This is a genomic window from Gluconacetobacter tumulicola, assembly GCF_014174215.1.
Taxonomy (GTDB): domain Bacteria; phylum Pseudomonadota; class Alphaproteobacteria; order Acetobacterales; family Acetobacteraceae; genus Gluconacetobacter; species Gluconacetobacter tumulicola.
In genome coordinates this window covers 73,676-97,397 of record NZ_JABEQL010000012.1, presented here as the reverse complement: position 1 = coordinate 97,397, position 23,722 = coordinate 73,676, and the positions used below count along the sequence as shown (strand labels likewise).

22 protein-coding genes are annotated in these 23,722 nt (G+C 67.3%); 12 read left to right on the top strand and 10 right to left on the bottom strand.

The features are described from left to right. Positions 1-232 precede the first annotated feature (232 nt). The 3 genes from HLH29_RS10715 to HLH29_RS19600 all read left to right on the top strand — a co-directional run bounded on the left by HLH29_RS10715 (position 233) and on the right by HLH29_RS19600 (position 4,289). Positions 233-2,764, top strand: a complete 2,532-nt coding sequence (locus tag HLH29_RS10715) for an ABC transporter permease (RefSeq protein ID WP_182966597.1) — start codon at positions 233-235, stop codon at positions 2,762-2,764. A 559-nt stretch (positions 2,765-3,323) separates the two neighbouring features. Beyond that, a complete protein-coding gene (locus tag HLH29_RS19605; protein WP_338030220.1) occupies positions 3,324-3,806 on the top strand; it encodes an MFS transporter in 483 nt (160 codons plus the stop codon). A gap of 78 nt (positions 3,807-3,884) precedes the next feature. Continuing rightward, a complete protein-coding gene (locus tag HLH29_RS19600; RefSeq protein WP_246374120.1) occupies positions 3,885-4,289 on the top strand; it encodes an MFS transporter in 405 nt (134 codons plus the stop codon). A 24-nt stretch (positions 4,290-4,313) separates the two neighbouring features. Here HLH29_RS19600 and HLH29_RS10705 read toward each other — a convergent pair whose 3' ends face one another. After that, positions 4,314-5,999 (bottom strand): NAD(P)/FAD-dependent oxidoreductase, encoded by a 1,686-nt coding sequence (locus tag HLH29_RS10705; RefSeq protein WP_182966595.1) that lies wholly within the window; start codon positions 5,997-5,999, stop codon positions 4,314-4,316. A 149-nt stretch (positions 6,000-6,148) separates the two neighbouring features. On the opposite strand from HLH29_RS10705, the gene HLH29_RS10700 reads away from it, so the two are divergent. The 3 genes from HLH29_RS10700 to HLH29_RS10690 all read left to right on the top strand — a co-directional run bounded on the left by HLH29_RS10700 (position 6,149) and on the right by HLH29_RS10690 (position 9,698). Continuing rightward, on the top strand, positions 6,149-7,192 hold the full coding sequence (locus tag HLH29_RS10700; RefSeq protein ID WP_182966593.1) for a cation diffusion facilitator family transporter: 1,044 nt from the start codon (positions 6,149-6,151) through the stop codon (positions 7,190-7,192). Positions 7,193-7,196: 4 nt separating this feature from the next. Continuing rightward, complete coding sequence (locus tag HLH29_RS10695) at positions 7,197-8,129, top strand: cation diffusion facilitator family transporter (RefSeq protein ID WP_182966591.1); 933 nt, start codon at positions 7,197-7,199, stop codon at positions 8,127-8,129. A 162-nt stretch (positions 8,130-8,291) separates the two neighbouring features. Then, entirely contained in the window at positions 8,292-9,698 is a 1,407-nt protein-coding gene (locus HLH29_RS10690) for a chloride channel protein (RefSeq protein ID WP_182966589.1), read from the top strand. A 50-nt stretch (positions 9,699-9,748) separates the two neighbouring features. Here HLH29_RS10690 and HLH29_RS10685 read toward each other — a convergent pair whose 3' ends face one another. From HLH29_RS10685 to HLH29_RS10650, 8 genes are all read right to left on the bottom strand, one after another. Next, positions 9,749-10,816, bottom strand: coding sequence for a WD40 repeat domain-containing protein (locus tag HLH29_RS10685; RefSeq protein ID WP_182966645.1), 1,068 nt, complete (start codon positions 10,814-10,816; stop codon positions 9,749-9,751). A gap of 5 nt (positions 10,817-10,821) precedes the next feature. Then, positions 10,822-11,808: a CobW family GTP-binding protein gene (locus HLH29_RS10680; protein ID WP_182966587.1), complete on the bottom strand. Its 987-nt coding sequence runs from the start codon at positions 11,806-11,808 to the stop codon at positions 10,822-10,824. 83 nt (positions 11,809-11,891) lie between these two features. Further along, on the bottom strand, positions 11,892-12,980 hold the full coding sequence (locus HLH29_RS10675; protein WP_182966585.1) for a glycosyltransferase family 4 protein: 1,089 nt from the start codon (positions 12,978-12,980) through the stop codon (positions 11,892-11,894). A gap of 16 nt (positions 12,981-12,996) precedes the next feature. Beyond that, positions 12,997-13,665, bottom strand: coding sequence for a glutathione S-transferase C-terminal domain-containing protein (locus tag HLH29_RS10670; RefSeq protein ID WP_182966583.1), 669 nt, complete (start codon positions 13,663-13,665; stop codon positions 12,997-12,999). 110 nt (positions 13,666-13,775) lie between these two features. After that, positions 13,776-14,897, bottom strand: a complete 1,122-nt coding sequence (mnmA, locus tag HLH29_RS10665) for a tRNA 2-thiouridine(34) synthase MnmA (RefSeq protein ID WP_182966581.1) — start codon at positions 14,895-14,897, stop codon at positions 13,776-13,778. Positions 14,898-14,919: 22 nt separating this feature from the next. Beyond that, positions 14,920-15,234 (bottom strand): ferredoxin family 2Fe-2S iron-sulfur cluster binding protein, encoded by a 315-nt coding sequence (locus tag HLH29_RS10660; RefSeq protein ID WP_182966579.1) that lies wholly within the window; start codon positions 15,232-15,234, stop codon positions 14,920-14,922. Next, positions 15,222-16,463 carry a cysteine desulfurase family protein gene (locus tag HLH29_RS10655; protein WP_182966577.1) on the bottom strand — a complete coding sequence of 414 codons (1,242 nt, stop codon included), beginning with the start codon at positions 16,461-16,463 and terminating at the stop codon, positions 15,222-15,224. The genes HLH29_RS10660 and HLH29_RS10655 overlap by 13 nt, the downstream gene beginning before the upstream one ends. Continuing rightward, a complete protein-coding gene (locus tag HLH29_RS10650) occupies positions 16,460-17,605 on the bottom strand; it encodes a cysteine desulfurase family protein (protein WP_182966574.1) in 1,146 nt (381 codons plus the stop codon). Before HLH29_RS10650 ends, HLH29_RS10655 begins: the two co-directional genes overlap by 4 nt. Positions 17,606-18,213: 608 nt before the next feature. Here HLH29_RS10650 and HLH29_RS10645 point away from each other — a divergent pair. The 3 genes from HLH29_RS10645 to HLH29_RS10635 all read left to right on the top strand — a co-directional run bounded on the left by HLH29_RS10645 (position 18,214) and on the right by HLH29_RS10635 (position 20,669). After that, positions 18,214-18,879 (top strand): alpha/beta hydrolase, encoded by a 666-nt coding sequence (locus HLH29_RS10645; protein ID WP_182966573.1) that lies wholly within the window; start codon positions 18,214-18,216, stop codon positions 18,877-18,879. Positions 18,880-19,032: 153 nt separating this feature from the next. After that, positions 19,033-20,274, top strand: coding sequence for a tyrosine--tRNA ligase (gene tyrS / locus HLH29_RS10640; protein WP_182966571.1), 1,242 nt, complete (start codon positions 19,033-19,035; stop codon positions 20,272-20,274). Then, complete coding sequence (locus HLH29_RS10635; RefSeq protein WP_182966569.1) at positions 20,274-20,669, top strand: DUF4186 domain-containing protein; 396 nt, start codon at positions 20,274-20,276, stop codon at positions 20,667-20,669. The genes tyrS and HLH29_RS10635 overlap by 1 nt, the downstream gene beginning before the upstream one ends. On the opposite strand, the gene HLH29_RS10630 is transcribed toward HLH29_RS10635, so the two are convergent. Then, the gene (locus HLH29_RS10630; RefSeq protein WP_338030219.1) at positions 20,635-20,964 is read right to left on the bottom strand and encodes a Rieske (2Fe-2S) protein; all 330 of its coding nucleotides are present in this window, start codon (positions 20,962-20,964) and stop codon (positions 20,635-20,637) included. The genes HLH29_RS10635 and HLH29_RS10630 overlap by 35 nt on opposite strands. Before the next feature lie 134 nt (positions 20,965-21,098). Between HLH29_RS10630 and HLH29_RS10625 the strand changes: the two genes are divergently transcribed. The 3 genes from HLH29_RS10625 to HLH29_RS10615 all read left to right on the top strand — a co-directional run bounded on the left by HLH29_RS10625 (position 21,099) and on the right by HLH29_RS10615 (position 23,721). Then, positions 21,099-22,361, top strand: coding sequence for an aminopeptidase (locus HLH29_RS10625; RefSeq protein ID WP_182966565.1), 1,263 nt, complete (start codon positions 21,099-21,101; stop codon positions 22,359-22,361). Then, positions 22,358-22,849, top strand: coding sequence for a hypothetical protein (locus HLH29_RS10620; protein WP_182966563.1), 492 nt, complete (start codon positions 22,358-22,360; stop codon positions 22,847-22,849). The genes HLH29_RS10625 and HLH29_RS10620 overlap by 4 nt, the downstream gene beginning before the upstream one ends. Before the next feature lie 305 nt (positions 22,850-23,154). Continuing rightward, a complete protein-coding gene (locus tag HLH29_RS10615; protein ID WP_182966561.1) occupies positions 23,155-23,721 on the top strand; it encodes a hypothetical protein in 567 nt (188 codons plus the stop codon). The last annotated feature ends 1 nt before the right edge of the window (position 23,722 follow it).

Genomic DNA, 23,722 nt, shown 5'->3' with positions numbered 1-23,722 from the left:
TCTTTGCGGACCTACAGGGCAAATAGCCCGCTCCAAAAGTTGGACATGCTCTCGGCGATGCAACCCGATTGGCCGACATAACTCCATCGGCGGTGCGCATCGTTCCGATCAGATCCCGCAAGCAGCAGGCGGCTCTGTTCCTGTAACCGATGGTTTGACACGAAGTTCATGCTGTTCGTTTCCGGACACCTTGTCCGAAAACGAACAGACACCGAAATGATATCCAAAAAAAATGCGTGTTTTCAAGAAGACACAACCTGGCCGTTTCGCGATATCCTGTGCTTATGCCGCCCACATGATGACCGAGAAATTTATGATCGCAACCCATCTTGCCGGCCAAAGCGTCCGCAGCCTCTGGCGTACCTTCCGCCATTACCCGGCTTTCCTGCTGATCAATGCCTGCGGTCTCTCGCTGGGGCTCGCGACCTTCCTCGTGCTCGCCAACATCGCCCGCACGGAGTTCTCATTTGATGCCTGGATCCCCGATGCCGCAAATGTCGTGCGGATCGACACCGCCTATGGCCGCCCTGGGACGGCGCTTTCGGAATTTCAGAACACGCCTTACCGTCTGTTTTACGGCCTCGCGGAATCCGTTCCCGAAATCGCGGCAGCAAGCCGCTTCGCGCCGACGTCCGCGACGACCATGCTGCACGGTGCGCTCCACAACGAGAATATTCATTTCGTTGACCCGGATTTCCTGAAGATCCTGCGATATCCGTTGGTCGCCGGCGATGCGCAGGCCTTGTCACGCCCAGACGGCGCGGTGCTCTCGGTCGAGATCGCTCAACGCTATTTCGGTTCCGTACAGGCTTCGATGGGGCAGGTCATGGACTTCAACGTCGACGGGCATGCGATGCGTATGGTGGTGCGCGGCGTGCTCGCGCGGCTGCCCCGCGCCACGACGGCGCGACCGGATATCCTGCTGGCCATGCCGGACTGGACTCGCGGAACCGAGGTTTACAAGCAATGGGGAATGACAGAGGGTGCCTTTTATCTCCGTCTTCGCGGGCAGAAGGACGCGCCTGCCCTGATACAGGATATGGCGGAGTTCACTCATGTCCACGCGCGGGATTTTCCCGGTGGCGCCGATGCTATCCACATGCGGGCGGTCGGGCTGTCTGAACAACATGCGCGCGGCGACCGGATCGAGACCGGCGGGTTTCGTCGGAAACAGGCGATCGCCCTCGCGATCACAGGATCGCTGGCCATGATCGCCGCCATCATCAACGCCCTGAATCTCCTGACGGCGCGTGCACTCCTGCGTGGCCGCGAAATCGCAATGCGCAAAACACTGGGGGCCAGCCCCGCAATATTGGTGGGGGAATCTCTCGTCGAGGCGATGGCACTGGTGGCGATCGCGGCGATTCCGGCACTGGCCCTCGTCGAAATCGGCCTACCGATCGTCGATTCACTCGGTGGCTGGACGGCCGAACCTGATTATCCGTGGCTGCTTGCCCTCACCGCTGGAGCGATCGTTCCGACCGGTCTGCTTGCCGGTGCGTACCCCGCCATCGTCCTGAGCCGCGTCAGGGCAAGCACGGTGCTTGCGGCATCGCGCATGCCGGGCCTCGGCCGCATGGGGGCCCTGTTTCGCGCGACGCTCATCATGGTGCAGTTCGTGTTCGCGGTGGGATTGAGCATCTGTGCATTCACCGTCATGGAACAGGCGAGGTTGGAAGCGACGGCCGCACGCGGCTTCTCGACCTCGGGCCTCGTCACGATCGGCGTGCTGGATTCCATCCCACGCGGCAAGCGTCAGGCGATGCTGGACGCCATGGCGGTCGTGCCGGGGGTCGCTGCCGTTACGACGGCCTGGACTCTGCCCGATGGGCAAGGCTTTGCCAGCGGTACCACTGTCAGGCTTGCCGGTGTACCGGGGCATGACATTCCGATCACCTGGCAACTCGTCGGGCCGCATTATGCCGAAACGCTGGGCGTCCGCCTGCTGGCCGGACGCCTGTTCGACGACGCACACCGGTTGGACGACGACGCAGCCGGGCACGATTATCCGCACGACAGTGCCGCCCGCAACGTCGTGATCGACGCAAATCTCGCGCAGCGGCTAGGCTTTGCCACACCATCAGCCGCGCTCAACGCACGGATCAAGTTCGGCGATGCGCCGGCGCGTCCGCTGATCGTGGTCGGCGTGCTCGACAATATTCGGCTCGGCTCGGCGAGGAATGCCGCCGAACCGGCACTCTATTTCTACGATACGGCGCCTTTCGACTATGCGTCTGGCCTGATTCGCGTGCAGGAGCGCCCGATCCGGGCCGTCATCGCCGATCTGGGGCGTATCTGGCACGATCATGCGCCCGATCTCGTTTTTGCCCCGACCACGGTTGACACGATGCTGAGCGACGCCGCCACCCCCGAACGCGCGCTTGGTCAACTCATGCTGATAGGCACGGTCATTGCGATCGCCGTCGCCGTGATCGGGATCTACGGCCTCGCCTCATTCGATGCTGCCCGTCGCAGCTTCGAAATCGGCATCCGCAAGACGCTGGGGGCGACGGCCTCCCACGTCGTGATGCTGACACTCACGCGCTTCCTGCGTCCGGTCTGGCCCGCCTGCGTCATCGGGTCGGCGACGGCCTTCCTCGTCATGCGCGGCTGGCTCGCGGGATATGATCTGCGCACACCACTGAGGCCTGCGCCGTTTCTGCTCTGCTCGCTCGCGACACTCGCCCTTTGTGTTTTGACCGTCGGCGCCCAGACGTGGCGTCTTGCCCGCACGGCCCCGGCAAAAGCCCTTCAGCATGACTGATTAAATCCGATCTCCAAAGGGCGGTGGCTTTCGCCGATCGGAGAAAGCGTCGAGAACCTGCGCACATCCGGCCGCCACATTATCGCTGAAGCGAGCGACGAAGCTTCCGGGCCAGGTGCTACCTTGCCTGTTCGCCATATGAGCGGTCCATGTCAGAGGCTCCGAGTATCGCACAGGACAGATGAGCAGCAGCTTGCGCGAATGTGCCACGAATGGCAGCCATGCACAAAATGGAAGCAATTCATGACACTATACAAATACTGGCCATACGGACATCGGGTTTGTGATACATCCCGATCGGCCCGGCAGGCTCGGCGCGCATGGGCGGAAGGCCATCGGGCATGAGCGGAACGGGGCCCGAGGACCGGTCCAGGCAAACGTGGCTGGTCGCCTACGGTCATCCTGCTGCTCGGCGTGGCGGGCATGCTCGATTTCATCGACCGGTTCGTGTTCTCGACGGCAAATGACGCGATCAAGCGCGACCTGCATCTCTCGGATGCCACAGTGGGGTTGCTGGACGGCAGGCACCGCCTTTGCGCTGCTCTAAGGTGTGATGATCGTGCCGTTCGCGCTGATTTCCGATCGCGGGTTCGCGGCGCGCATGGCGTCGTTCGGCATCGCGCTGTGGAGTGTCGCAACGGCCCTGATGGGACGCACGCACGGGATCGCCAGCATGGCGGCCGCCCGGGTCTGCGTGGGGTTGGGGCAGGCTGCGTTCTCCCCTTCTTCCGCCGCGCTGAACGCGGCCTATTCGACGCCCGAGAAGCGCAGCACGTCGTTCGCAATTTCCTACGGCGTGTCCTATCTTGGCTATATCATCGGACTGGCGGGGATTCCGGTCGCGATTCTGATGAGGCTGTTCGTCCGCGAGCCGCGCATACCGCATGCGGCAAAGGATGTGGGATCGTGGCGCGCGTTGCTCGCCAACCGGCCGTTACGCGACCTGCTACTATATGGCGTCACCGGCCAGGTCGTGAACTACGGCATCGCCTTATGGGGTGTTTCCTTCTATATGCGTTCCTCTGGCCTGTCGTCAGGCTAGGCGGGTGCGTGGTTCGGTCTTGGCATCGGGATTGCGAGTGTCGTCGGGACCTTCATCGGGGGGCCGATCGCCGATCTCGTGGCGTCACGCTTCGGTTTTCGTGGCGCGATACGTTTCGCCTTCTGGGCTTATCTCATTTCCCAGCCCTTTCAGATCGTCCAGGTGCTGACGCATTCGCTCGATCTGTCGCTGACGATGCTGGTGCTGACGGCGACGCTCTCTGCGCTATGCACCGGGCCGATTTACGGGGCGGTCCCGAGCGTGGTGCCAGCGCATCGGCGTGCGGCCGCCATGGGCTTGTACGCGCTGCTGGCCAATGCGATCGGTATCGGGTTCGGCCCCCCGCTCTTCGGGTGGATCAGCGACATGCTGACGCCGCATTTCGGCGCCGATGCCCTGCGCATGTCGCTTCTGGTGGCCGCCATTCTCAGTTTCTGGCCGGCGGTGCATCTCTTTCAGTTACAGCGCCGGTTTCGGACGTAAAGGTGGCCTGGACACCCGCGGCGCCTATTGGGCCTGCGCGCTCCGGGTCATGGTCTGGCGGATCAGCCCGTCCACGGGCCGCCCGGCCATAGTCAGGGCCACCGCCTCTGCCACGCGGATGCCGTCGATCGCCGCCGACAGGATGCCGCCGGCATAGCCCGCCCCCTCGCCCGCCGGATACAGGCCGGCAACATTGGTGCACTGCCCATCCGGACCACGCGGGATTCGCAGCGGGGAGGATGTGCGCGTCTCCACCCCCGTCAGCACGGCGTCCGCCATGTCGAACCCGTCAAGCTCCCGGCCAAACGCCGCCAGCGCCTCGCGCATCGCCAGCACCACGAAATCCGGCAGGCAGGCCGACAGGTCGGTCGGCGTTACGCCGGGCCGGTAGCTGGGCTCGACCGCGCCCAGATGGGTGGAAGGCCGGCCGGCGAGGAAATCGCCCACACGCTGCGCGGGCGCGCGATAATCGCCGCCGCCCGCCAGAAAGGCCTGCCGCTCCCAATGGCGCTGGAAGGCGATGCCCGCCAGCGGGCCGCCGGGATAATCGGCCTCGGGCGTCACGCCCACCACGATGCCGGCATTGGCGTTCCGCTCGGCCCGCGAATACTGGCTCATGCCGTTGGTGACCACGCGTCCTTCTTCCGAGGTCGCGGCCACCACCGTGCCGCCGGGGCACATGCAGAAGGAATAGACCGCTCGCCCGTTGGAGGCATGGTGCACCAGACGGTAATCCGCCGCGCCCAGCAGCGGATTGCCCGCCTGCGGGCCAAAGCGCGCCGCGTCGATGACCGATTGCGGATGCTCGATCCGCACGCCGATGGAAAAGGGCTTGGCCTCCATCGCCACGCCATGCGCGTGCAGCATCGTGAACGTGTCGCGCGCGCTGTGGCCGACCGCCAGCACGACATGAGCGGCCGCGATCTCCTCGCCATCCGCCAGGCGCAGCCCCGCCACCCGCCGCGCGCCGTCGGCATCGGTCGCCAGCTGAATATCCTCGACCCGGGTGTCGAACCGGTAGGCGCCGCCCAGCGCCTCGATCTCGGCCCGGATATGCTCGACCATCGATACCAGGCGGAAGGTGCCGATATGCGGCTTGGACAGGTACAGGATCTCTTCCGGCGCACCCGCCTTTACGAATTCGTGCATCACCTTGCGCCCGTAATGGCGCGGATCGCTGACCTGGCTGTACAGCTTGCCGTCCGAGAACGTGCCCGCCCCACCCTCGCCGAACTGCACGTTGCTCTCGGGCGTCAGCACCGATTTGCGCCACAGCGCGAAGGTGTCGACGGTGCGCTCGCGCACCACCTTGCCCCGTTCCAGGATCAGCGGCCGCAGCCCCATCTGCGCCAGCAGCAGCCCCGCCAGCAGGCCGCACGGCCCCGCCCCGATCACCACCGGGCGCCGATAGCCCGGCCGGTCCGCGAACGCCGCGCCGTCGCGCATCACGAAATGATAATCGGTGTCGGGCGCCAGGCCGACATGCAGCGTGCCGGCCAGCCGCGCCAGCACGGCATCCTCGTCCCGTACCGCGCAATCGACCGTATAGACCAGCGTGATCGCACCGCGCCGCCGCGCGTCATAGCCGCGCCGGAAGACCGTATGCGCCAGCAGGTCATCACCCGCGATGCCCAGCCGGCGCACGATTTCGGCCACCAGCGCATCGGGCTGGTGGTCGAGGGGGAGCCTGATTTCGGTCAATCGGATCATGCGGGGCGAGGCATCCGTGTGCGGGATTACGGGACTGTTCACGCGCCGTGCCTTATCACGACCGCCCGCCATGACGAAAGAACGCGGGACTGGCCCCCGGTGCGATGCTTCTGATACAGAGAGCCGCCGCCCGAGGAGACCCCGCATTCATGGCCCATTCGCACGATCCCTCATCCGCGCATGGGCATGCGGGGCAGAACAGGGCGCATGGCTGCGGCCATGACCATGACCATGACCATGACCATGACCATGACCATGACCATGACCATGACCATGACCATGACCATCATGGACATCATGGGCATGGGCATGTCCATGCGCCGGCATCGTTCGGCGCCGCCTTTGCCTGGGGAATCGGGCTCAATCTGGTCTATGTGATCGCCGAGGCCGCCTGGGGCGTCACATCCCACGCGCTGGCCCTGCTGGCCGATGCCGGGCACAATCTGTCCGACGTGCTGGCGCTGGGCGCCGCCTGGTTGGCGCACACGCTGTCGAAGCGCGCGCCCAGCGCCGAATTCACCTACGGACTGCGCCGGTCCTCCATCCTCGCCGCCCTGGGTAATGCCGTGGCGCTGCTTCTGGTCACCGGCGGCATCGTCTGGGAGTCGATCCTGCGCCTGATCGCCCCTACCTCGGTGCCGGGCGGTACGGTCATGGCCGTGGCCGGGCTGGGCATCCTGGTCAATGGCGCGACAACGCTGCTGTTCGCGCGAGGCGGCGGCGACCTGAACATTCGCGGCGCGTTCCTGCACATGCTGGCCGATACGGTCATGTCCGCCGGGGTGGTGATCGCCGGCGCGGTCATCTTCTATACCGGCTGGGCGCGGCTGGACCCGATCATGGGCCTGGTCCTGTCCTGCGCCATCGTCGCCGGAACATGGTCGCTGCTGCGCGATTCGCTGGACATGGCGCTGGACCGCGTGCCCCGCACGATCGACCGCGCGGGGGTAGAGGCCTATCTGCGCGCCCTGCCGGGCGTGGAGGACCTGCACGATCTGCATATCTGGCCGATCAGCACCACCGAGACCGCGCTGACCGTCCATCTGGTCTGCCCCGCCCCGGCGGACGACATGCTGCTGGGCGACGCGACCGAGGCGCTGCGCATCCGCTTCGGCATCGGCCACCCGACCTTCCAGATCGAAACCCTGTCCTACGCCACGCGCTGCGTGCTGGCCGACGCCAGCGTGCCCTGACCCGATGGCCGAGATCAGGATGCCCGACATCAGCAAGACCGCGCTGGCCTGGACCAGCCTGGGCGTCAGCATCGCCGCGCTGGGCCTGAAATACGCGGCCTGGCGCGTCACCGGCTCGATCGCGCTGTACTCCGACGCCATCGAAACGATCATCAACGTCGTCGCCGCCCTGACCGGCCTGTGGGCGCTGCATATCGCCAGCCTGCCCCCGGACGAAAACCATACCTACGGCCATTACAAGGCCGAATATCTCTCGGCCGTGGCCGAGGGCGTGCTGGTGCTGATGACCGCGCTGGCCATCGGCCGCGAGGCCTGGATCGACTGGCAGCATCCCAGCCTGCCCAGCGCGCCCCTGTCCGGCATCGCGCTCAACGGCTCGGCCGGCGTGCTGAACCTGGCCTGGGCGCTGACGCTGTTGCGCGCCGGGCGGACGAAGCGCTCGCCTACCCTGGTCGCGGCCGGGCAGCATGTGATGTCCGATGTCTGGACCACCATTGGGCTGGTAGGCGGCTTCATCCTGATCCCGCTGACCGGCTGGCCGTGGATCGACCCCCTGCTGGCGGGCCTGATCGCGCTCAACGTGCTGCGGGTGGGCTGGGGCATGATGCGCGAGTCGATCGCGGCCCTGATGGACGAGGCCCCCGATCCGGACACGCTGGAGGCGATCCGCCAGGTCATTGCCGCCAGCGGCCACGGCGCGATCGAGGCGCACGATCTGCGCGCCCGCATCGTCGGCGCCATGGCCTTCGTGGAATTCCATCTCGTCGTCCCCGGCGCCATGAGCGTTAATGCCGCGCACGAGATCTGCGACCGGATCGAGGCCGCGCTGCGGGCCCGCATCGGCGACGCGCTGATTCACATCCACGTCGAACCGGACCGCAAGGCCAAGCATTGCGGAATCGCGATCCCGCCTTATGCCTTTGAAGAGGCTGTCTAAAAAATTCCGTTGTGTGGGGGACAACCCAGCATCCGCACCCGGTCGGGGATAAGTGAGCGGTTCCTATGGAAATGCCGGGTCCTTACGGAGTAAAGGGCGGGTACATATCGTAATCGCCCCTCGGCCGCCGGCCCGGGGCGCCATTGTCCCGGACACAAGACGATGAAGACCGACCTGACTGAACTGCGCATCCGCCATATGCGACATCTGCGCCGTTCCGCCCGGGTCACGACGGCGCAATGGCGCCGCAAGATCGTCTACTGGACGGCGGCGGTCCTCGTGGGCGTGGTCGCGGTCGGCTTTGCCTCCGCCGCCGACACGGCCGCCGCGCTGCGCACCCGGCTGATCGCCTGGGACCCGTGGATCATGCTGGCACTCACGCCGGCCGGACTGGCACTGTCGACCTGGCTGACGCGGACATGGTTCCGGGGCGCCCAGGGCTCGGGCATTCCCCAGACGATCGCCGCCCTGCACCTGGAAAATTTCACCATCGTCGACCGGCTGCTGTCGCTGCGCATCGCTTTCGGCAAGATCATGCTGACGACACTGGGCCTGCTGGCCGGCGCCTCGATCGGGCGCGAGGGCCCGACGGTGCAGGTCGGCGCGGCCATCATGCATGCCTTCGGCCGGTGGCTGAACCTGTCCACCGTCAGCGTCCGTCGCGGGCTGATCCTGGCGGGCGGCGCCTCGGGCGTATCGGCGGCCTTCAACACGCCGCTGGGCGGGATCGTGTTCGCGATCGAGGAACTCAGCCATTCCTTCGAACAGCGCACCAGCGGCACGATGCTGACGGGCGTGATCCTGTCGGGCGTCACCGCCATCGCGCTGGTCGGCAACTATACCTATTTCGGCCATACCGACGTCGTGGTGCCGATCGGCATCAGTTGGATCGCGGTACTGACCTGCGGCATCCTGGGCGGCATCAGCGGCGGCGTGTTCTCGGCGATCCTGATCCGCACATCCCAGGGCCTGCCCGGCGCGCTGGGCCAGTTCGTCGTGCGCCGGCCGATCGCCTTCGCGGCACTCTGCGGCGTGGTGCTGGCCATTCTAGGCGTCGCCTCGGGTGGCATCACCTACGGCACGGGCTACATCCAGGCGCGCCAGATCATCGCCGGCCAAACCAGCTATCCGGCCTCGTTCTTCATCCTCAAATACATCGCCACCATCGTGTCCTACTGCTCGGGCATTCCGGGCGGGCTGTTCGCGCCCTCGCTGGCCATCGGGGCGGGCATCGGCGGCTGGGTGGCGCAGTTCCTGCCGCACACCACCCCCGGCGCCGTGGTCCTGCTGGGCACAGTCGCCTATTTCTCGGCGGTGGTGCAGGCCCCGCTGACGGCCAGCGTGATCGTGATGGAAATGTCGGACAACCAGCAGGTGACGCTGGCGCTGCTGGCGACATCGTTCCTCGCCTACGGCGTCTCGCGCATGATCTGCTCCCGCTCGCTCTACAGCGCGCTGGCCGAGAAATTCCTCTCAGTGGTCGAACACGCGCCGCCGCCGGCCGAAACCCCTGCCTCCGGCTCCGGCAGCGGCGCCCTGCCCGCCCCGGCTGCGTCCGAGCGCGCGTAATCAGACCGGGGCCCTTCCGGGCCCCGATTCCGGGCCTCGGTGCGCGGCGCCTATCGCGCCGCCAGGTCCACGATCCCGATCGCCCCGTCCTCGGTCCCGAATGCCAGGCCGGTGCCATTGGGGCTGAAAGCCAGCGCGGAGATCGCACTGCCCCCGGCACCGCGCACCGGCAGGACCTTCTGCGCCGACGCGTCCTCCAGCAGGATGGTGCCGTCGGCGAAGCCGGCCGCCACGATCTCATGCACCGGATGGCACGCCACGCGCCGGCAGATCACGCCCGGCATCCCGGCCAGTTCCACGGGCGCCTTGCCCATCGGCCCGCCGCCGAAGAACGGCCACATCACCACGCTGTCCGCCCCGCCGGTCACCAGCCATTTGCCGGTGCGCGAGAAGGCCATGGACTGCACCTTCGCCGGATAGCCGCTCATGCGCATATTGTGTCCGTCGGCCAGCCGCCAGCCATGCAGTTCGTTCTCCTGCATGCTGGTCACCAGCGCGTCGCCGCCGGGATGGATGGCGATGCCGGTATGGCTGCCCTTCCAGTCCAGCCGCCGGGGCGTGTCGACCTTGGCCTGCACGAACCATACCGACGCCCCATTATAGTGCGACGCCGCCACCCGCTTGCCCTTGGCGTCGAATACCACGCCGCTGACGGTGGACGGATGCTCCAGCACCTTCAGCGTCGTCGCGCCGGCGGCATCACGCAGTTCCACCTGCTTGCCGGAGGCAAAGGCGATCACACCCGATTTCGGGGTGTTCTTCGCGTCGATCCAGGTCGTGACATGCTCGATCCACCGCCGGCCGCGCACCAGGTCGGTCACCGCACCGTCCGCGCCGATCCGGCGCAGCGTGGAATCGTCGCCGCCGGTCAGGAAGCCGGTCGGCGCGGCATCGGGCGCCAGGCACAGGATCGCGCCATCATGCACCGTCTGCACCTGCCACGCCGCCGCATCACCAAAATCGTCGCGGGCCGCCAGCACCACATCGCCCTCGGCGGTCGCGAAGGCGAACTGGTTGCTGTCGCGCGACGCCACACAGGCGATGACATGGCCATCGATCGTGCGCGTGGCACCCCGTCGTTCGAGCAGGCCGGCCGGGGCCCCGCTCTCGGTCCTCATCCCCGTCATCGCGCGCGGCAGCTTTCAAAACCGCGACGCAGGCGCGGGCGGTTGAGGTTGCGGCCGATCATCACTAGGCGGGATTCCTTCTTCTCGCCCTCTTTCCACGGCCCGATGAAACCGCCATCGGCCATCATGTGCACGGCCTGGAAGGCAAAGCGCCGGTCCTCGCCCTCATAGTTCATGATACCCTTGGCCCGCAGGATATCCGGCCCCTGCTCCTGCAGCACCGCGCCGATCCAGGCCTGGAACTTCGCGGCATCCAGCGGCTCTTCCACCACGTACGAGACCGAACTCACATTCTCCTCATGCGAATGGCTGGTATCCACCAGGAAATGCGGCGCGTGTTCCAGCGCCCGCGCCAGGTCGAACCCGCCCTGGTCCAGCACCTCGGCCAGCGCCACATTGCCGCGCTGGGCACGATGCAGGCGCGCCACCGGGTTGATGGTGCGGATGCGAGCCTCGATGGCGGCCAGCGTCGCCTCGTCCGCCAGATCGGTCTTGTTGAGGATGATCACGTCGGCGAAGGCGATCTGGTTCACCGCCTCGGGGCTCTCTTCCAGGGTCTGCACCACGTTCAGCGCATCGACCACGGTCACCACCGCATCCAGCCGCGTCTTGCCCCGCACATCCTCGTCGACGAAGAAGGTCTGCGCCACCGGGGCCGGATCGGCCAGGCCGGTGGTCTCGACGATGATGCCGTCGAACTTCGTGCGCCGCTTCATCAGGCTGCCCAGGATGCGGATCAGGTCGCCCCGCACGGTGCAGCAGATGCAGCCATTGTTCATCTCGAACACTTCCTCGTCGGCATCCACCACGAGGTCGTTGTCCACGCCCAATTCACCGAACTCATTGATCACAACGGCGTATTTCCGCCCGTGTTCGGCCGTCAGGATATGATTGAGCAGCGTCGTCTTGCCGGCACCGAGAAAGCCGGTCAGCACCGTCACCGGCACCAGCCCGTCGCCGGTCGCCGCTTGGGTCTCAGACATGTCGTCTCCTGTCCATCGTCGATAGTCGTCCCAGCATATAGGCGCCCTGGCGCGTCCATCCCATCCCCCATGCGGGACTCTTGTCAGCGGGCGGCGATGGCGGCCTGCCGCCGCAATTCGCCCAGTCGGGCCCGGGCGGCCGCGCAATCGAACATCGCCGCCTGTGCCCGCCCCGCTTCCGACAGCGCGGCGCGCCGTTCCGGCGCGGCCGCGAGTTCGCCGATCGCCGCCGCCAGTTCCGTCACCGGGTCCGGACGCGCCAGGATCGCGGCATCGCCCACGACCTCCCGCAGCCCACCGACGGGCGAGGCGACCAGCGCAGCGCCACAGGCCATCGCTTCCAGCGCCGTCAGGCCGAACGGCTCGGCCCAGCGGCTGGGCACCACGACGATCGCGGCCCGCGCCATCTCGGCCAGCACCTGCTCATGCGGCCGATAGCCCACCATCTCCACGCCGGCCGCCCGCGCGGCGGGCCGCAGCGCCCGGAGAAACGGCGTCTCGGGCGAATCCCCGCCGAAACGATCGGCCCCGATCATGCATGCCCGCCAGCCCGGCAGATGCGGCAGCAGCGCGCCGCAGGCGGCCACGAACGCATCGGCCCCCTTGTCCGCCACCACCCGGCCGGCAAACAGGATCGTCCGGTCGCGCGCCGCCGCCGGTACGGGCGGCGGCAGGGATGCCATGTCGATACAGTTCGGCATCACCGCCACCGTGATACCGGGCAGCCCCTCGGCAAAGCGCTGGTGCACCCAGTCCGACACCGCGATCACCTTCATGCGCCGTGTCAGCGCCGCACGCTGAGCCGGCGATGCCGCGCCTCGCATCGCGCGTGGATCGTTATGCAGCGTCAATGTCATCGGCAGGCCAGGAAAGCGCCGCGCAAGCGCCAGGGCGATATCGGGCCGGTTATGGATTTCGACCAGCGCGGGCCGCACTTCACGCACGATTTTCGCCACCGCGACCGCATAACGGCCCGCTGCGCTGCGGGGCCAAAGCGCCCATCGTGAGGGACGGACCGCCCGGAACGCCACGTCGGCGAAGGGCACCTCGACCGGCTGGCCGGCCACGATATCGCCGGGTGCCGCCAGCCGATGGGCCAGCAGGCTGATCGCGCCTGCCTGCCCCAGCGCGAACCGCTCGCGCGGCGGCAGCACGGTCAGGACCGGCGCCATGGGCATCACCGGCCGGTCAGGCGAGGGTTTCGTACCGCTCCAGATGCCACGCTTCCGGTTCGCTGGCCGCGTCCTCATACCAGCGCGCCATCAGCGGATGCGCCCGCAGGAGCACGGCGTAATCGGCCACCACAGGCGACAATTTCACATCATAGGACAGGAAACGGGCGATCACGGGTGCGAACATCGCATCCGCCACCGTCAGATCGGCACCGAACAGATACGGACCACCCTGGCCATAGGCCGAACGGGTTTCCGACAGCAGCGCGTCGATCCGCGCCACGTCGGCCTTCACATCCTCGGCCAGTCCACCCGCAAGCGCGCGCCCATGACGGCCCAGATTCATCGGCAGGGCGATGCGCAGCGGCCGGAAGCCGGCATGCATCTCGGCGGCGATGCTGCGCGCATGCGCCCGCGCCAGCCGGTCCGCCGGCCACAGGGCGGGCGTGATCTCGGCGCAATATTCGCCGATCGCCAGGCTTTCCCACACAAGCGCGCCGCGATGCTCCAGATAAGGCACCATCCCGTTGGGCGACACGGCCTTGATCGCCGTCGTGCCACCACCCCCGGCAAGAGGAATCACCACGTCCTCGACATCCAGCCCCGCCAGATGCACGACCAGCCAGCCCCGCAGCGACCAGGACGAATATCGCCTGGTGCCGATATACAGTTTGCCGTCAGCCACGGTGCGTCCCCTTTCGCGTGAAAGATCGTTCTTTTTTGAAAAAAAGAACCAAAAAACTTCTGATCCGTTCAGCAGCCTTGTGCTTGGGGCATGCGATGCCCCCTAACGAATCAAAGTCTTTTTGCTTCTTTTTCTTCAGAAAAAGAAGATACTTGAGCCACTGCAGGGTCCCGCCGCCGGATAAACCCGCCACCCAGCACCCGGCTGCCATCATACAGCACACAGGCCTGCCCCGGCGCCGGCATCGCCGGCTCGTCCAGCGTCACGCTGGCACCATCCGCCGTCCGCCGCACGGTCGCCGCCCGCACCGCTTCCCGCGCGCGGATCTGCACCATGCAGCGCAGTTCACCCTCAGGCGGGGCGATCAGCCAGTTCATGTTGCGCAACGACAGATCATGCACGGCCCCGCCCACGCGGGGCCCGATCACCACACGGCGTGCCGCCGGCTCGATCCCGACCACCATTTGCCGCTCGCCCTCACGCATCGCGGCATTGCCCAGCCGGCGGCTCTGCCCGACCGTAAAGCGGGTCACGCCATCATGCCGGCCGACCACCCGGCCGGCCTCGTCCACAATCTCGCCACTGCCCGCCATTTCAGGCCGCAGCTTCTCGACCAGTTCGGCATAGGACCCGTCGGAGACGAAACACAGATCCTGGCTGTCGGGCTTGGACGCCACCTCCAGCCCGAACCGCTCGGCCTCGGCCCGCACAGCCGCCTTGTCCGGCACGTCGCCCAGCGGAAAGCGCAGAAAATCCAGTTGTTCGCGCGTGGTCGCGAACAGGAACCAGGACTGGTCGCGGGAGGCATCGACCGGGCGATGCAGTTCCGGCCCCTCCGCCCCTTCGATCCGGCGAACATAATGGCCGGTTGCCATCGCATCCACGCCCAGATCGCGCGCCATGCCCAGCAGGTCGGTAAACTTCACGCCCTGGTTGCAGGCCACGCACGGCACCGGGGTCTCGCCCCCGGCATAAGCATCGGCGAAGGTCTCGATCACGCTCTCGCGGAACCGGCTTTCGGCATCGATCACATAGTGCGGAATGCCCAGCCGGTCGGCCACGCGGCGCGCATCATGGATGTCGCGCCCCGCACAGCACGCGCCCTTGCGCGCGCTGGCCCGCGAATCATAGAGCTGCAACGTCGCGCCCACCACCTCATGGCCCTCGGCCACCAGGCGCGCGGCAACCACGCTGCTATCCACGCCGCCGGACATGGCGACCATGATTCGCATGGGCTGGGCTCCTTCCTTCTGCTCAGGCAGTGCGAGGCAGCCGTACGACCAGCCCATCCAGCGCGTCCGTCATCACGATCTGGCAGCCCAGGCGCGAGGTCTTTTCCAGCCCGAAGGCCAGATCCAGCATATCTTCCTCGTCCTCGGTCGGCTCGGCCAGTTTCGGCGCCCATTCGGGGTCGACCACGACATGACAGGTGGCGCAGGCCAGCGATCCCTCGCACGCGCCTTCCAGATCGACGCCATGCTTGTGGGCGATCTCCAGCACCGACAGGCCGACCGGGGCGTCGACCTCGCGACGGGTTCCGTCATGCTCGATGAAAATCATATGCGGCATTCTGCTATCCTGGCCGTGTCATCATCAGCGGCGCGCGCGGCGGCGTTCCCCGCCGCGCGCGCATCCGCCACCGCCCGGCACAGGATCGCCGCCGCGCGATCCATATCGGCGGCTGAGGTATAGCGTCCCACCGCCAGACGCAAGCTCCGCGCGGCCGCGCCCGCATCCAGCCCCATCGCGCTCAGCACATAGGACGGCACCAGTTCGGCCGAAGAACAGGCCGATCCGGTCGAGACGCACAGGTCTGGTGCCTGCGCGATCACGTCCAGCGCCCGCACGTCGGGGAGACGCAGGTTGAGGTTGGCCGGCAGCCGGTGCGTCATGGAGCCGTTGACCGCGAGGCCCGGAATGGCCGCCATCATGCGGTGCAGAAAACGGTCGCGCAGCCCCGCCATCCGCCGCGCTTCTTCCACCCGCACCTCCCGCGCGATGCGGCAGGCGACACCGAACCCGACCAGCAGCGGCGTCGCCAGCGTGCCGGAGCGCAGTCCCCGCTCCTGCCCGCCGCCCGAGAACAGCGGTGCCAGCCGCACGCGCGGCCGCCGGCGGACATACAGCGCCCCCACGCCCTTCGGCCCATATAATTTGTGCGCGGAGACCGATGCCAGGTCGAGATCCATCGCCCGCACATCCACCGCCACCTTGCCCACCGCCTGCGCCAGGTCGCTGTGCAGCAACGCGCCCGCCGCGCGCACCTCCGGCACCAGGGCAGCCATGTCGTGCAGCACGCCGGTCTCGTTGTTCGCCGCCATGATGCTGACCAGCAGGGTCGGTACCGCCAGCGCCGCGCGCAGCACCGCCGGGTCCAGCCGCCCGTCGGCCCCGACCGGCAGGATCACCGGCTCGAACCCTTCCGCCGCAAGGTCGCGCACCGATTCCAGCACGCATTTATGCTCGGTCGCCACGGTGATGACGCGCCGCCTGGTATCGCCCCGCGCCGCCAGATGGCGCACCGCGCCCTTGATGGCGATGTTGTTGGCCTCGGTGGCGCCGGAGGTGAACACGATTTCCCGCACATCGGCCCCGAGCAGCGCCGCGACCTCCGCCCGCGCCACCTCGACCGCATCGCGCGCCTGCCGGCCCATCGCGTGGTCCACGCTGTGCGGATTGCCGAATTCCTCGGCGAACCACGGCATCATCGCCGCCACCACCGCCGGGTCGCAAGGCGTCGTGGCCTGATAGTCCAGATAGAGCGGACGCCTATCCGCGTCAGAGATATCCCGTGTCATGCCCCGGCCTCCTCCAGCGTCGCGCGACGCGCGGGCAGCCGCGCCGCCATCGTGCGATAGGCATCGATGAACCGCATCACCTCTTCCTCCCGCGCCGTCCAGGGCAGCGAGACCCGGATCGCCTCGCCCGCCAACGGCCCCAGCCCCATCGCCTCCAGCACATGCGACCGCGCGACCTTGCCCGACGAACAGGCCGACCCGGCCGACACGCCGAACCCCGCAAGGTCCAGCGCAATAAGCTGCGTCTGGGCAGCCCGCCCCGGGAGTGCCAGACAGGTGGTATTGGGCAGGCGCGGAGCCACACCGCCGCAGACCACAGCCCCCACCGCCACCGCCGCTTCGTCAATCGCATCGCGCCAGCCCGCCATCGCCGGTGCAGTACCTTCGGCCGGCAATGCTCCAACAGCTTCACGCGCCGCCTCGGCCATCGCGGCAATCGCCGGCAGGGCGGGCGTACCGCCGCGCCGCCCCATCTCCTGCCCGCCGCCCGCCATGACCGGCGGCAGCGTCCGCGTCGTCTCGCCGGCCAGCAGCAGTGCCCCCGCCCCCTTCACCCCGCCGAATTTGTGCCCGGACACCGCCATGCTGTCCGCCCCGAGGGCACGCAGATCGACCGCGATCCGCCCCGCCGCCTGCACGGCATCGACATGCAGCAGCGCGCCATGCAGGCGGCAGATCCGCGCGGCCTCGGCCACCGGCTGGATCGTCCCGACCTCGTTATTCGCCAGCATCAGGCAGACCAGCGCCGGCCGGCCATCCCCCTCGGCCAGCATCCGCTCCAGCACATCCAGCCGGACGACACCGTCACCATCGACCGCAATGCGCTCCGCCACAGCGGCCGCGCGCACCGCATCATGCTCCACGGCAGAGGCCAGCACGCGCCGCCCGGCGCCCAATCCGGCGACGGCCAGCAGATTGGCCTCCGTCCCGCCGGAGGTCATGACGCAATTGTCGGCCCCGGCACCGAACAGGGCCGCCAGCCGCTCCCGCGCCGATTCGAGCACCGCGCGCGCCTGCCGCCCCGCCCGATGCACCGATGATGGATTGCCGGTCACCGAAGCCGCGCGTGCCAGGGCCTCCAGCGCCGCCGGCCGCGCCGGTTCCGTGGCGTTGGCATCGAAATAGATCCAGTCACGGTCCATGCCGCTTTCTCCCCGCCCCCGCTGCCCGCCTGTTCCCGCGATCGGACGGTGCGGCGCCCGCCTGCCGGTGTAAACACGAATTATGTGGCAATTGGTGATTCCGGATCGCTATATACATCCCCACAGCAAGGCGGTCGGCCCATGAACCGCCGGAAGCGCGATGAGTATTGTCAATGCCGGGCGAACAGCAGCGTCCGCACGGATGCCATGGACGGTGGCTGCCGCCCTGATGCAATGAAGGGATACTGGACTATGGCCACACCAGGGAGGAAGTCAACCGGCCTGCCGGAAGCTGGCCCTCCAAGGGGTCCATGACTGTCGGAAATGCAATCCACGCCTGACAAACCGGCATTTCGCGCTGCCCTCGCGTTGCGTCACTTTAACGATGATGCAATGTCGGCGCGCTCCCGTCCGATCGGATCGGCGCTGTCGGTATGACCAGGAAGCAAGCGTGAATCGCAAGGGCCGCGCGCCCATCTGTCCAGGGCGGAGTTCAGCCGCCCTTTCATATCCGCCGGCAGGCGACGGGGCATCGTCGTCCACCGGCCGCCACAGTAACGATCCCGACGCCATGCCTGGGGGCGCGGGAAGCATATTGCGGGATACGAATGCCTGAGGTCATGTTCGCCGGCCCCGACGGCCGCCTTGAGGGACGTTATCACCATTCAAGCGAGCCGAATGCGCCGCTCGCCCTGGTCCTTCATCCGCACCCGCTGCATGGCGGCACCATGAACAATCGCATCACCTATGCGATGTATCGCTCGTTCGAGAAGATGGGTTTCTCGGTCATGCGATATAATTCGCGTGGGGTCGGTCGTTCGCAGGGACGCTATGACGGCGGCATCGGCGAAATTTCCGACGCCGCCGCGGCGCTGGACTGGATGCAGATGGTCAACCCGAATGCCGGCGGCCTGTGGATTGCCGGCTATTCGTTCGGCGCCTTCGTCGGCATGCAGCTTCTGATGCGCCGGCCGGAAATCACCGGCTGGATCAGCGTGGCCCCTCCGGCCAACCATTACGATTTCGGCTTCCTCGCCCCCTGTCCCTGCGGCGGGCTGATGATTGCCGGCGATTCCGACGAGTTGGTTCCCGAACCCGCCATCCGCAAGCTGGTCGACAAGCTGAACACCCAGAAGGGCGTTTCGGTGGATTATCGCATCTTCGCCGGTGCCGACCATGTCTTCGCCAACCATGCCGACCAGGTGGCCGAAGCCCTGGAAGACCATGTGGGCACCATCATGACGCGCGGCGCGCTGGCGCTGGCCGCCGACTGATCCTTGATTGCCTGTGCGCCGGGCATAGTGCCCGGCGCACAGGCAGGTTCACTACGGGTTCATGTCGCCGGGCGGGCATGCTAGAGCATCGCCGCTCCCTGTCCGGCACCGTTTCATCCGGCCGGGCCGCCACGAGACCAGAGTGACCCGACCATGCCGAAAAGCGAATTCCTTCAGGAAGCCGAGGCCCGAGGCTTCATCTTCCAGTGCACCGACATCGATGGACTGGACGCCGCCCTCATCGCCGGCCCGGTAGCCGGCTATATCGGCTTCGACCCCACGGCCGACAGCCTGCATGTCGGCAGCCTGATCCAGATCATGATGCTGCGCCTGTTGCAGAAGCACGGCCACCGGCCGGTGGCCCTGATGGGCGGCGGCACCGCGCGGATCGGTGACCCTTCCTTCCGTGAGGAAGCCCGCCAGTTGATGACCGGCGAGACGATCGCCGCCAACCTGCGCGGGATCGAAGGCTGCCTGCACCAGTTCCTGACTTTCGAAGGCGACACCGGCGCCCGGCTGGCGAACAATGCGGACTGGCTGGACCGGCTGTCCTATATCGACCTGCTGCGCGATGTCGGGGTGCATTTCTCGGTCAACCGCATGCTGGCCTTCGATTCGGTACGCTCGCGCCTGGAGCGCGAACAGGGGCTGACCTTCCTGGAGTTCAATTACTCCATCCTGCAATCCTACGATTTCCGCGAACTGAACCGCACGATGGGCGTGACGCTGCAGATGGGCGGCTCCGACCAGTGGGGGAACATCGTCTCGGGTATCGACCTGGTCCGCCGCACCGACCAGAAGCAGGTCTTCGGCCTGACGACGCCGCTGCTCACCACCGCCTCGGGCGCCAAGATGGGCAAGTCGGCGCGCGGCGCGGTCTGGCTGTCGGCGGCGCGGCTGCCGGTGTTCGAATACTGGCAGTTCTGGCGCAATGTGGAAGATGCCGATGTCGGCCGCTTCCTGCGCCTGTTCACCGACCTGCCGCTGGAAGAGTGCGACCGCCTGGCCGCACTGGGCGGCGCCGAGATCAACGAGGCCAAGAAGATTCTGGCCACCGAGGTCACGGCCCTGTGCCATGGCCGGGCCGCCGCCGAGGAAGCCGCCGAGACCGCGCGCCGCACATTCGAGGGCGGCGAATCCCCCGCCGCCCTGCCCGCGACGACGATCCCGGCCGACCTGCTGGCCGCCGGTATCCCCGCCTTCCGCCTGTTCGCCGAAAGCGGCATGGCCGCCAGCAATGGCGAGGCACGGCGCCTGATCCGCGGCGGCGGCGCGCGGATCAACGATGTCGCGGTCCAGGACGAATCCCTCATGGTCACGCCGGTGGACCTGGTGGACGGCGCGATCAAGCTGTCATCGGGGCGCAAGCATCATCTGCTGGTGCGGCCGGCCTGATGACCGGGCCGGGGGACACAGGGGCTGACGACGCCCCGCCCCCGCCGATCCCCGACGCGCTGTGGCAGGCGCTGGCCCGCTCGGCCTTCCGCGCGCGCTTCCATCTGGATGCGAAGGATCGCGCCTATCTGGACGACAGGGGCCTGCCCACGATCATGGAACATGCGGCGGATTTCATCGCCCGCCGCCTCGCCCCGGCCAAACCCGCGCGCGACGGCCGCCAGACGCCTTGGAAAGGCCACCCGGTCTTCGTGGCCCAGCACGCCACCGCCACCTGCTGCCGAGGCTGCCTGGAGAAATGGCATGGATTCGCCAAGGGGCAGGCACTGGATTCGACCGGCCGTGCCTATGTCCTGACGGTCATCCGGACGTGGCTGGAACGGGAACGTCCCTGACCCAGATCCCGCCATCCTGCGCGCGGGCGGGATAGCGCGCCACCGCGCATTCCGGGTCGGCCACGCCATCGGGGCCGACATAATGGCCCGATTCGTCGAAGGCCCAGAGATGGAACGGGCAGATCAGGCGCCCATCCTCGACATACCCCGCCGACAGTCTTGCGTCGCGATGCGGGCAGCGATCGGCGAATACGCGCGGCGTGCCATCCGCCGCCAGCCACACCACCAGCCCGGTCCCGTCCACGACTACCCGGCGCGGGCCCGCGCCTGCCGCCTCCATTTCGCACAGAAGCACCCAGCCATCCATGCTTCGGCCGCAATCCCCGTCCATTTGTGTCCCGCTCCGATCCTTCCGGGGCGGTTGCCTATCCGGTCCGGAGCGATCAGGCTAGGGTTCGCGGATCACTATGAGCAGGATATCCGGTTTCAATGACATCCTCATCATCCCCTGACGGGTTGTCCCATGACAGGCTTCTGGACCGGCTGGGCGAAGTCGCGGTTCGAATCGGGCTGAATGTCGCGCCGGGCCAGCAGGTGCTGATCACGGCGCCGCTCGACGCCGTGCCGCTGGTACGCAAGATCGCCGAACATGCCTATCGTGCCGGCGCGTCGCTCGTGACCCCGTTCTATACGGACGACGCGGTCACGCTGGCGCGCTTCCATCATGCGCCCGACGCGGCATTCGACATCGCACCGAACTGGCTGCATGACGGCATGGCCAATGCCTATCGCCAGGGTGCGGCGCGCATGGCCATTACCGGCGGCAATCCCGTGCTGCTGAGCCAGGAAAATCCCGACCATGTCGCCCGCGCCAACAAGGCCGCGTCGCTGGCCGGCCGCCCGGCGATGGAACTGATCACCAGTTTCGCCGTGAACTGGAACATCGTCGCCTGCGCCACTCCTGCCTGGGCGGCGCAGGTCTTCCCGGACGAGACGCCCGAGCGGGCGCTGGCGCTTCTGTGGGGTGCGATCTTCCAGGCCTCGCGCGTCACGGTCGACGACCCGGTGGCGGCATGGAGCGCCCATAACGAAACCCTGCACCGGCGCGCCGACTGGCTGAACGACCGGCGCTTCGCGGCGCTGCACTTCACCGGCCCCGGCACCGACCTGACGGTGGGCCTGGCCGATGGCCATGCCTGGGCCGGCGGGTCGGAACCCGCGCGCAACGGCATCGTGTGCAATCCCAACATCCCGACCGAGGAAGTCTTCACCACCCCGCACGCGCGGCGGGTCGAGGGCTTCGTCCGCGCCACCAAACCCCTGTTCCACCAGGGGACGCTGATCGACGGCATCGCGGTGCGCTTCGAAGGCGGCCGCATTACCGAGACCCATGCCACCCAGGGCCAGGCGGTGCTGGAACGCATCCTGGCCACCGACGACGGTGCCCGCCGCCTCGGCGAGGTCGCGCTGGTGCCGCATTCCTCGCCGATCTCGCAGAGCGGAGTGCTGTTCCGCAACACGCTGTTCGACGAGAACGCCTCCAGCCACATCGCGCTGGGGCAGGCCTACACGAAATGCATGGTGGAGACCGAAGGCCAGACGCCGGAACAGCTCGAGGCCCGAGGTGCGAATACCAGCTTCATCCATATCGACTGGATGATCGGCTCGGCCGAAATCGACGTGACCGCCATCACCCAGGATGGCGCCCGCGAACCCCTGATGAAACACGGTGAATGGGTCAACAGAGTATGACGACACGACTGACGATCCTGGCGGCCGCCCTGGCCGCCGCCCTGCCTGCCGCAGCACTCGCCCAGCAGCCGCAGCCTCAGCCCACCCAGCAGGCGCGCCAGCCCTCGGCCGCCGAGATCGCGGCCTTCCAGCGCGACGTGCAGACGGCCGCGCAATATCCGCTGCCCGCCGATTTCCTGCCGCGCATGACGGCGACCCTCCGCGCCATCCAGGCCGCCGGCATCAACCCGCCGAACGCCCAGAACCTGTCGCTGACACAGACCATCGACCAGACCGCCGCCGTTCCGGGCCTGTCCCAGGTCCTGTCGGCGCACGGCTTCTCGGCCCGCGATTTCGTGCTGGGGATCAGCGCGTTCGGCATCACCGAGTCCCTGATCCGCCAGCCGCCGCCGGCGGGCGCCCATGCCCCCACCCCCAACCCGGCCAACGTGGCCCTGCTGCGCGCCCACCAGCAGGAAGCCGACGCCCTGCTGCAGGCGATGAACTGACACCAGCCTGAAAGCTTACGGATAAATGGCGCGCCCCGCTTCCGGATGACGGAACCGGGGCGTCGTCTTTTCACGCAAGCGTGATAGAGGCGGCCGATGATGGCCGCCCCCGGACGCACAGAAGTCCATCACCCTTGATGAAATTGATTCTTCTTCAAAAAATCACAGGTTTTCTGGAAACCCTTCATGCCCTCACGCGTCATGGCGGCATGATGGAAACAGTCGGTTTATTATTGCAATTGCGAGCGGTTCTTAACTAAGGTCATACCCACGCACGATGCGCAACAGCCGATCGGGAGTGCCCCATGACTGACGCAATGCCCCGCCTTTACGACCTGTCCCCCAGCGAGAGACTGACGGTCCGACTCCTCCGGCGCCTGTCCGCACAATGGACGACCAGGCAAGGCACGATCAGACACGCCACCCTGCCCGCCCCGGCGCGACCGCGTGCCGCCCACGCGACCATGGCGCTCGCCTTCCATGACGCTTTCAGCCGCATGGCGCATCTGTGCCTGCCGGGACTGGCCGTCGGCACGTCCGGCACCGCCCGGCTTACAGCGACCGAACAGAGTTTCCTGCGCGCCACGGCCGCCGCCCAGCAGGGACGGATGCCGGAAATCGGCACGGCGCTGCACCGCGTCATCTCCCGCCCCTCGGTCCATGCCCGGTTCGTGGCGGCGGTGAAGATGCTGGGCGCGTATCTGGCCAGCACCGGATACCACCTGCCCTATACGCGGCCACGCCTGCCGGCGGGGGAAAGGCTGGTTCTCGGCGGCGCCTGCCTGCTGACCATGTCCCGCTGGCACGGGCTGGATATCGGAACCACCCGCGTCCTGTGGCCCCGGACAAAGCCGGAACGCGCCACGTCCTGAA

Excerpts from the sequence above, each read along its gene's own strand:
- HLH29_RS10620 (WP_182966563.1), top strand. The coding sequence starts at position 22,358 with ATGACGACACGACTGACGATCCTGGCGGCCGCCCTGGCCGCCGCCCTG.
- HLH29_RS10675 (WP_182966585.1), bottom strand. The coding sequence starts at position 12,980 with ATGGCGCCGGTCCTGACCGTGCTGCCGCCGCGCGAGCGGTTCGCGCTG.
- HLH29_RS10645 (WP_182966573.1), top strand. The coding sequence starts at position 18,214 with ATGCCTGAGGTCATGTTCGCCGGCCCCGACGGCCGCCTTGAGGGACGT.
- HLH29_RS10680 (WP_182966587.1), bottom strand. The coding sequence starts at position 11,808 with ATGTCTGAGACCCAAGCGGCGACCGGCGACGGGCTGGTGCCGGTGACG.
- HLH29_RS10685 (WP_182966645.1), bottom strand. The coding sequence starts at position 10,816 with ATGAGGACCGAGAGCGGGGCCCCGGCCGGCCTGCTCGAACGACGGGGT.
- HLH29_RS10615 (WP_182966561.1), top strand. The coding sequence starts at position 23,155 with ATGACTGACGCAATGCCCCGCCTTTACGACCTGTCCCCCAGCGAGAGA.
- mnmA (WP_182966581.1), bottom strand. The coding sequence starts at position 14,897 with ATGCGAATCATGGTCGCCATGTCCGGCGGCGTGGATAGCAGCGTGGTT.
- HLH29_RS10705 (WP_182966595.1), bottom strand. The coding sequence starts at position 5,999 with ATGATCCGATTGACCGAAATCAGGCTCCCCCTCGACCACCAGCCCGAT.
- HLH29_RS10715 (WP_182966597.1), top strand. The coding sequence starts at position 233 with ATGCGTGTTTTCAAGAAGACACAACCTGGCCGTTTCGCGATATCCTGT.
- HLH29_RS10690 (WP_182966589.1), top strand. The coding sequence starts at position 8,292 with ATGAAGACCGACCTGACTGAACTGCGCATCCGCCATATGCGACATCTG.
- HLH29_RS10695 (WP_182966591.1), top strand. The coding sequence starts at position 7,197 with ATGGCCGAGATCAGGATGCCCGACATCAGCAAGACCGCGCTGGCCTGG.
- HLH29_RS10635 (WP_182966569.1), top strand. The coding sequence starts at position 20,274 with ATGACCGGGCCGGGGGACACAGGGGCTGACGACGCCCCGCCCCCGCCG.
- HLH29_RS10655 (WP_182966577.1), bottom strand. The coding sequence starts at position 16,463 with ATGACACGGGATATCTCTGACGCGGATAGGCGTCCGCTCTATCTGGAC.
- tyrS (WP_182966571.1), top strand. The coding sequence starts at position 19,033 with ATGCCGAAAAGCGAATTCCTTCAGGAAGCCGAGGCCCGAGGCTTCATC.
- HLH29_RS10625 (WP_182966565.1), top strand. The coding sequence starts at position 21,099 with ATGACATCCTCATCATCCCCTGACGGGTTGTCCCATGACAGGCTTCTG.
- HLH29_RS10650 (WP_182966574.1), bottom strand. The coding sequence starts at position 17,605 with ATGGACCGTGACTGGATCTATTTCGATGCCAACGCCACGGAACCGGCG.
- HLH29_RS10660 (WP_182966579.1), bottom strand. The coding sequence starts at position 15,234 with ATGCCGCATATGATTTTCATCGAGCATGACGGAACCCGTCGCGAGGTC.
- HLH29_RS10700 (WP_182966593.1), top strand. The coding sequence starts at position 6,149 with ATGGCCCATTCGCACGATCCCTCATCCGCGCATGGGCATGCGGGGCAG.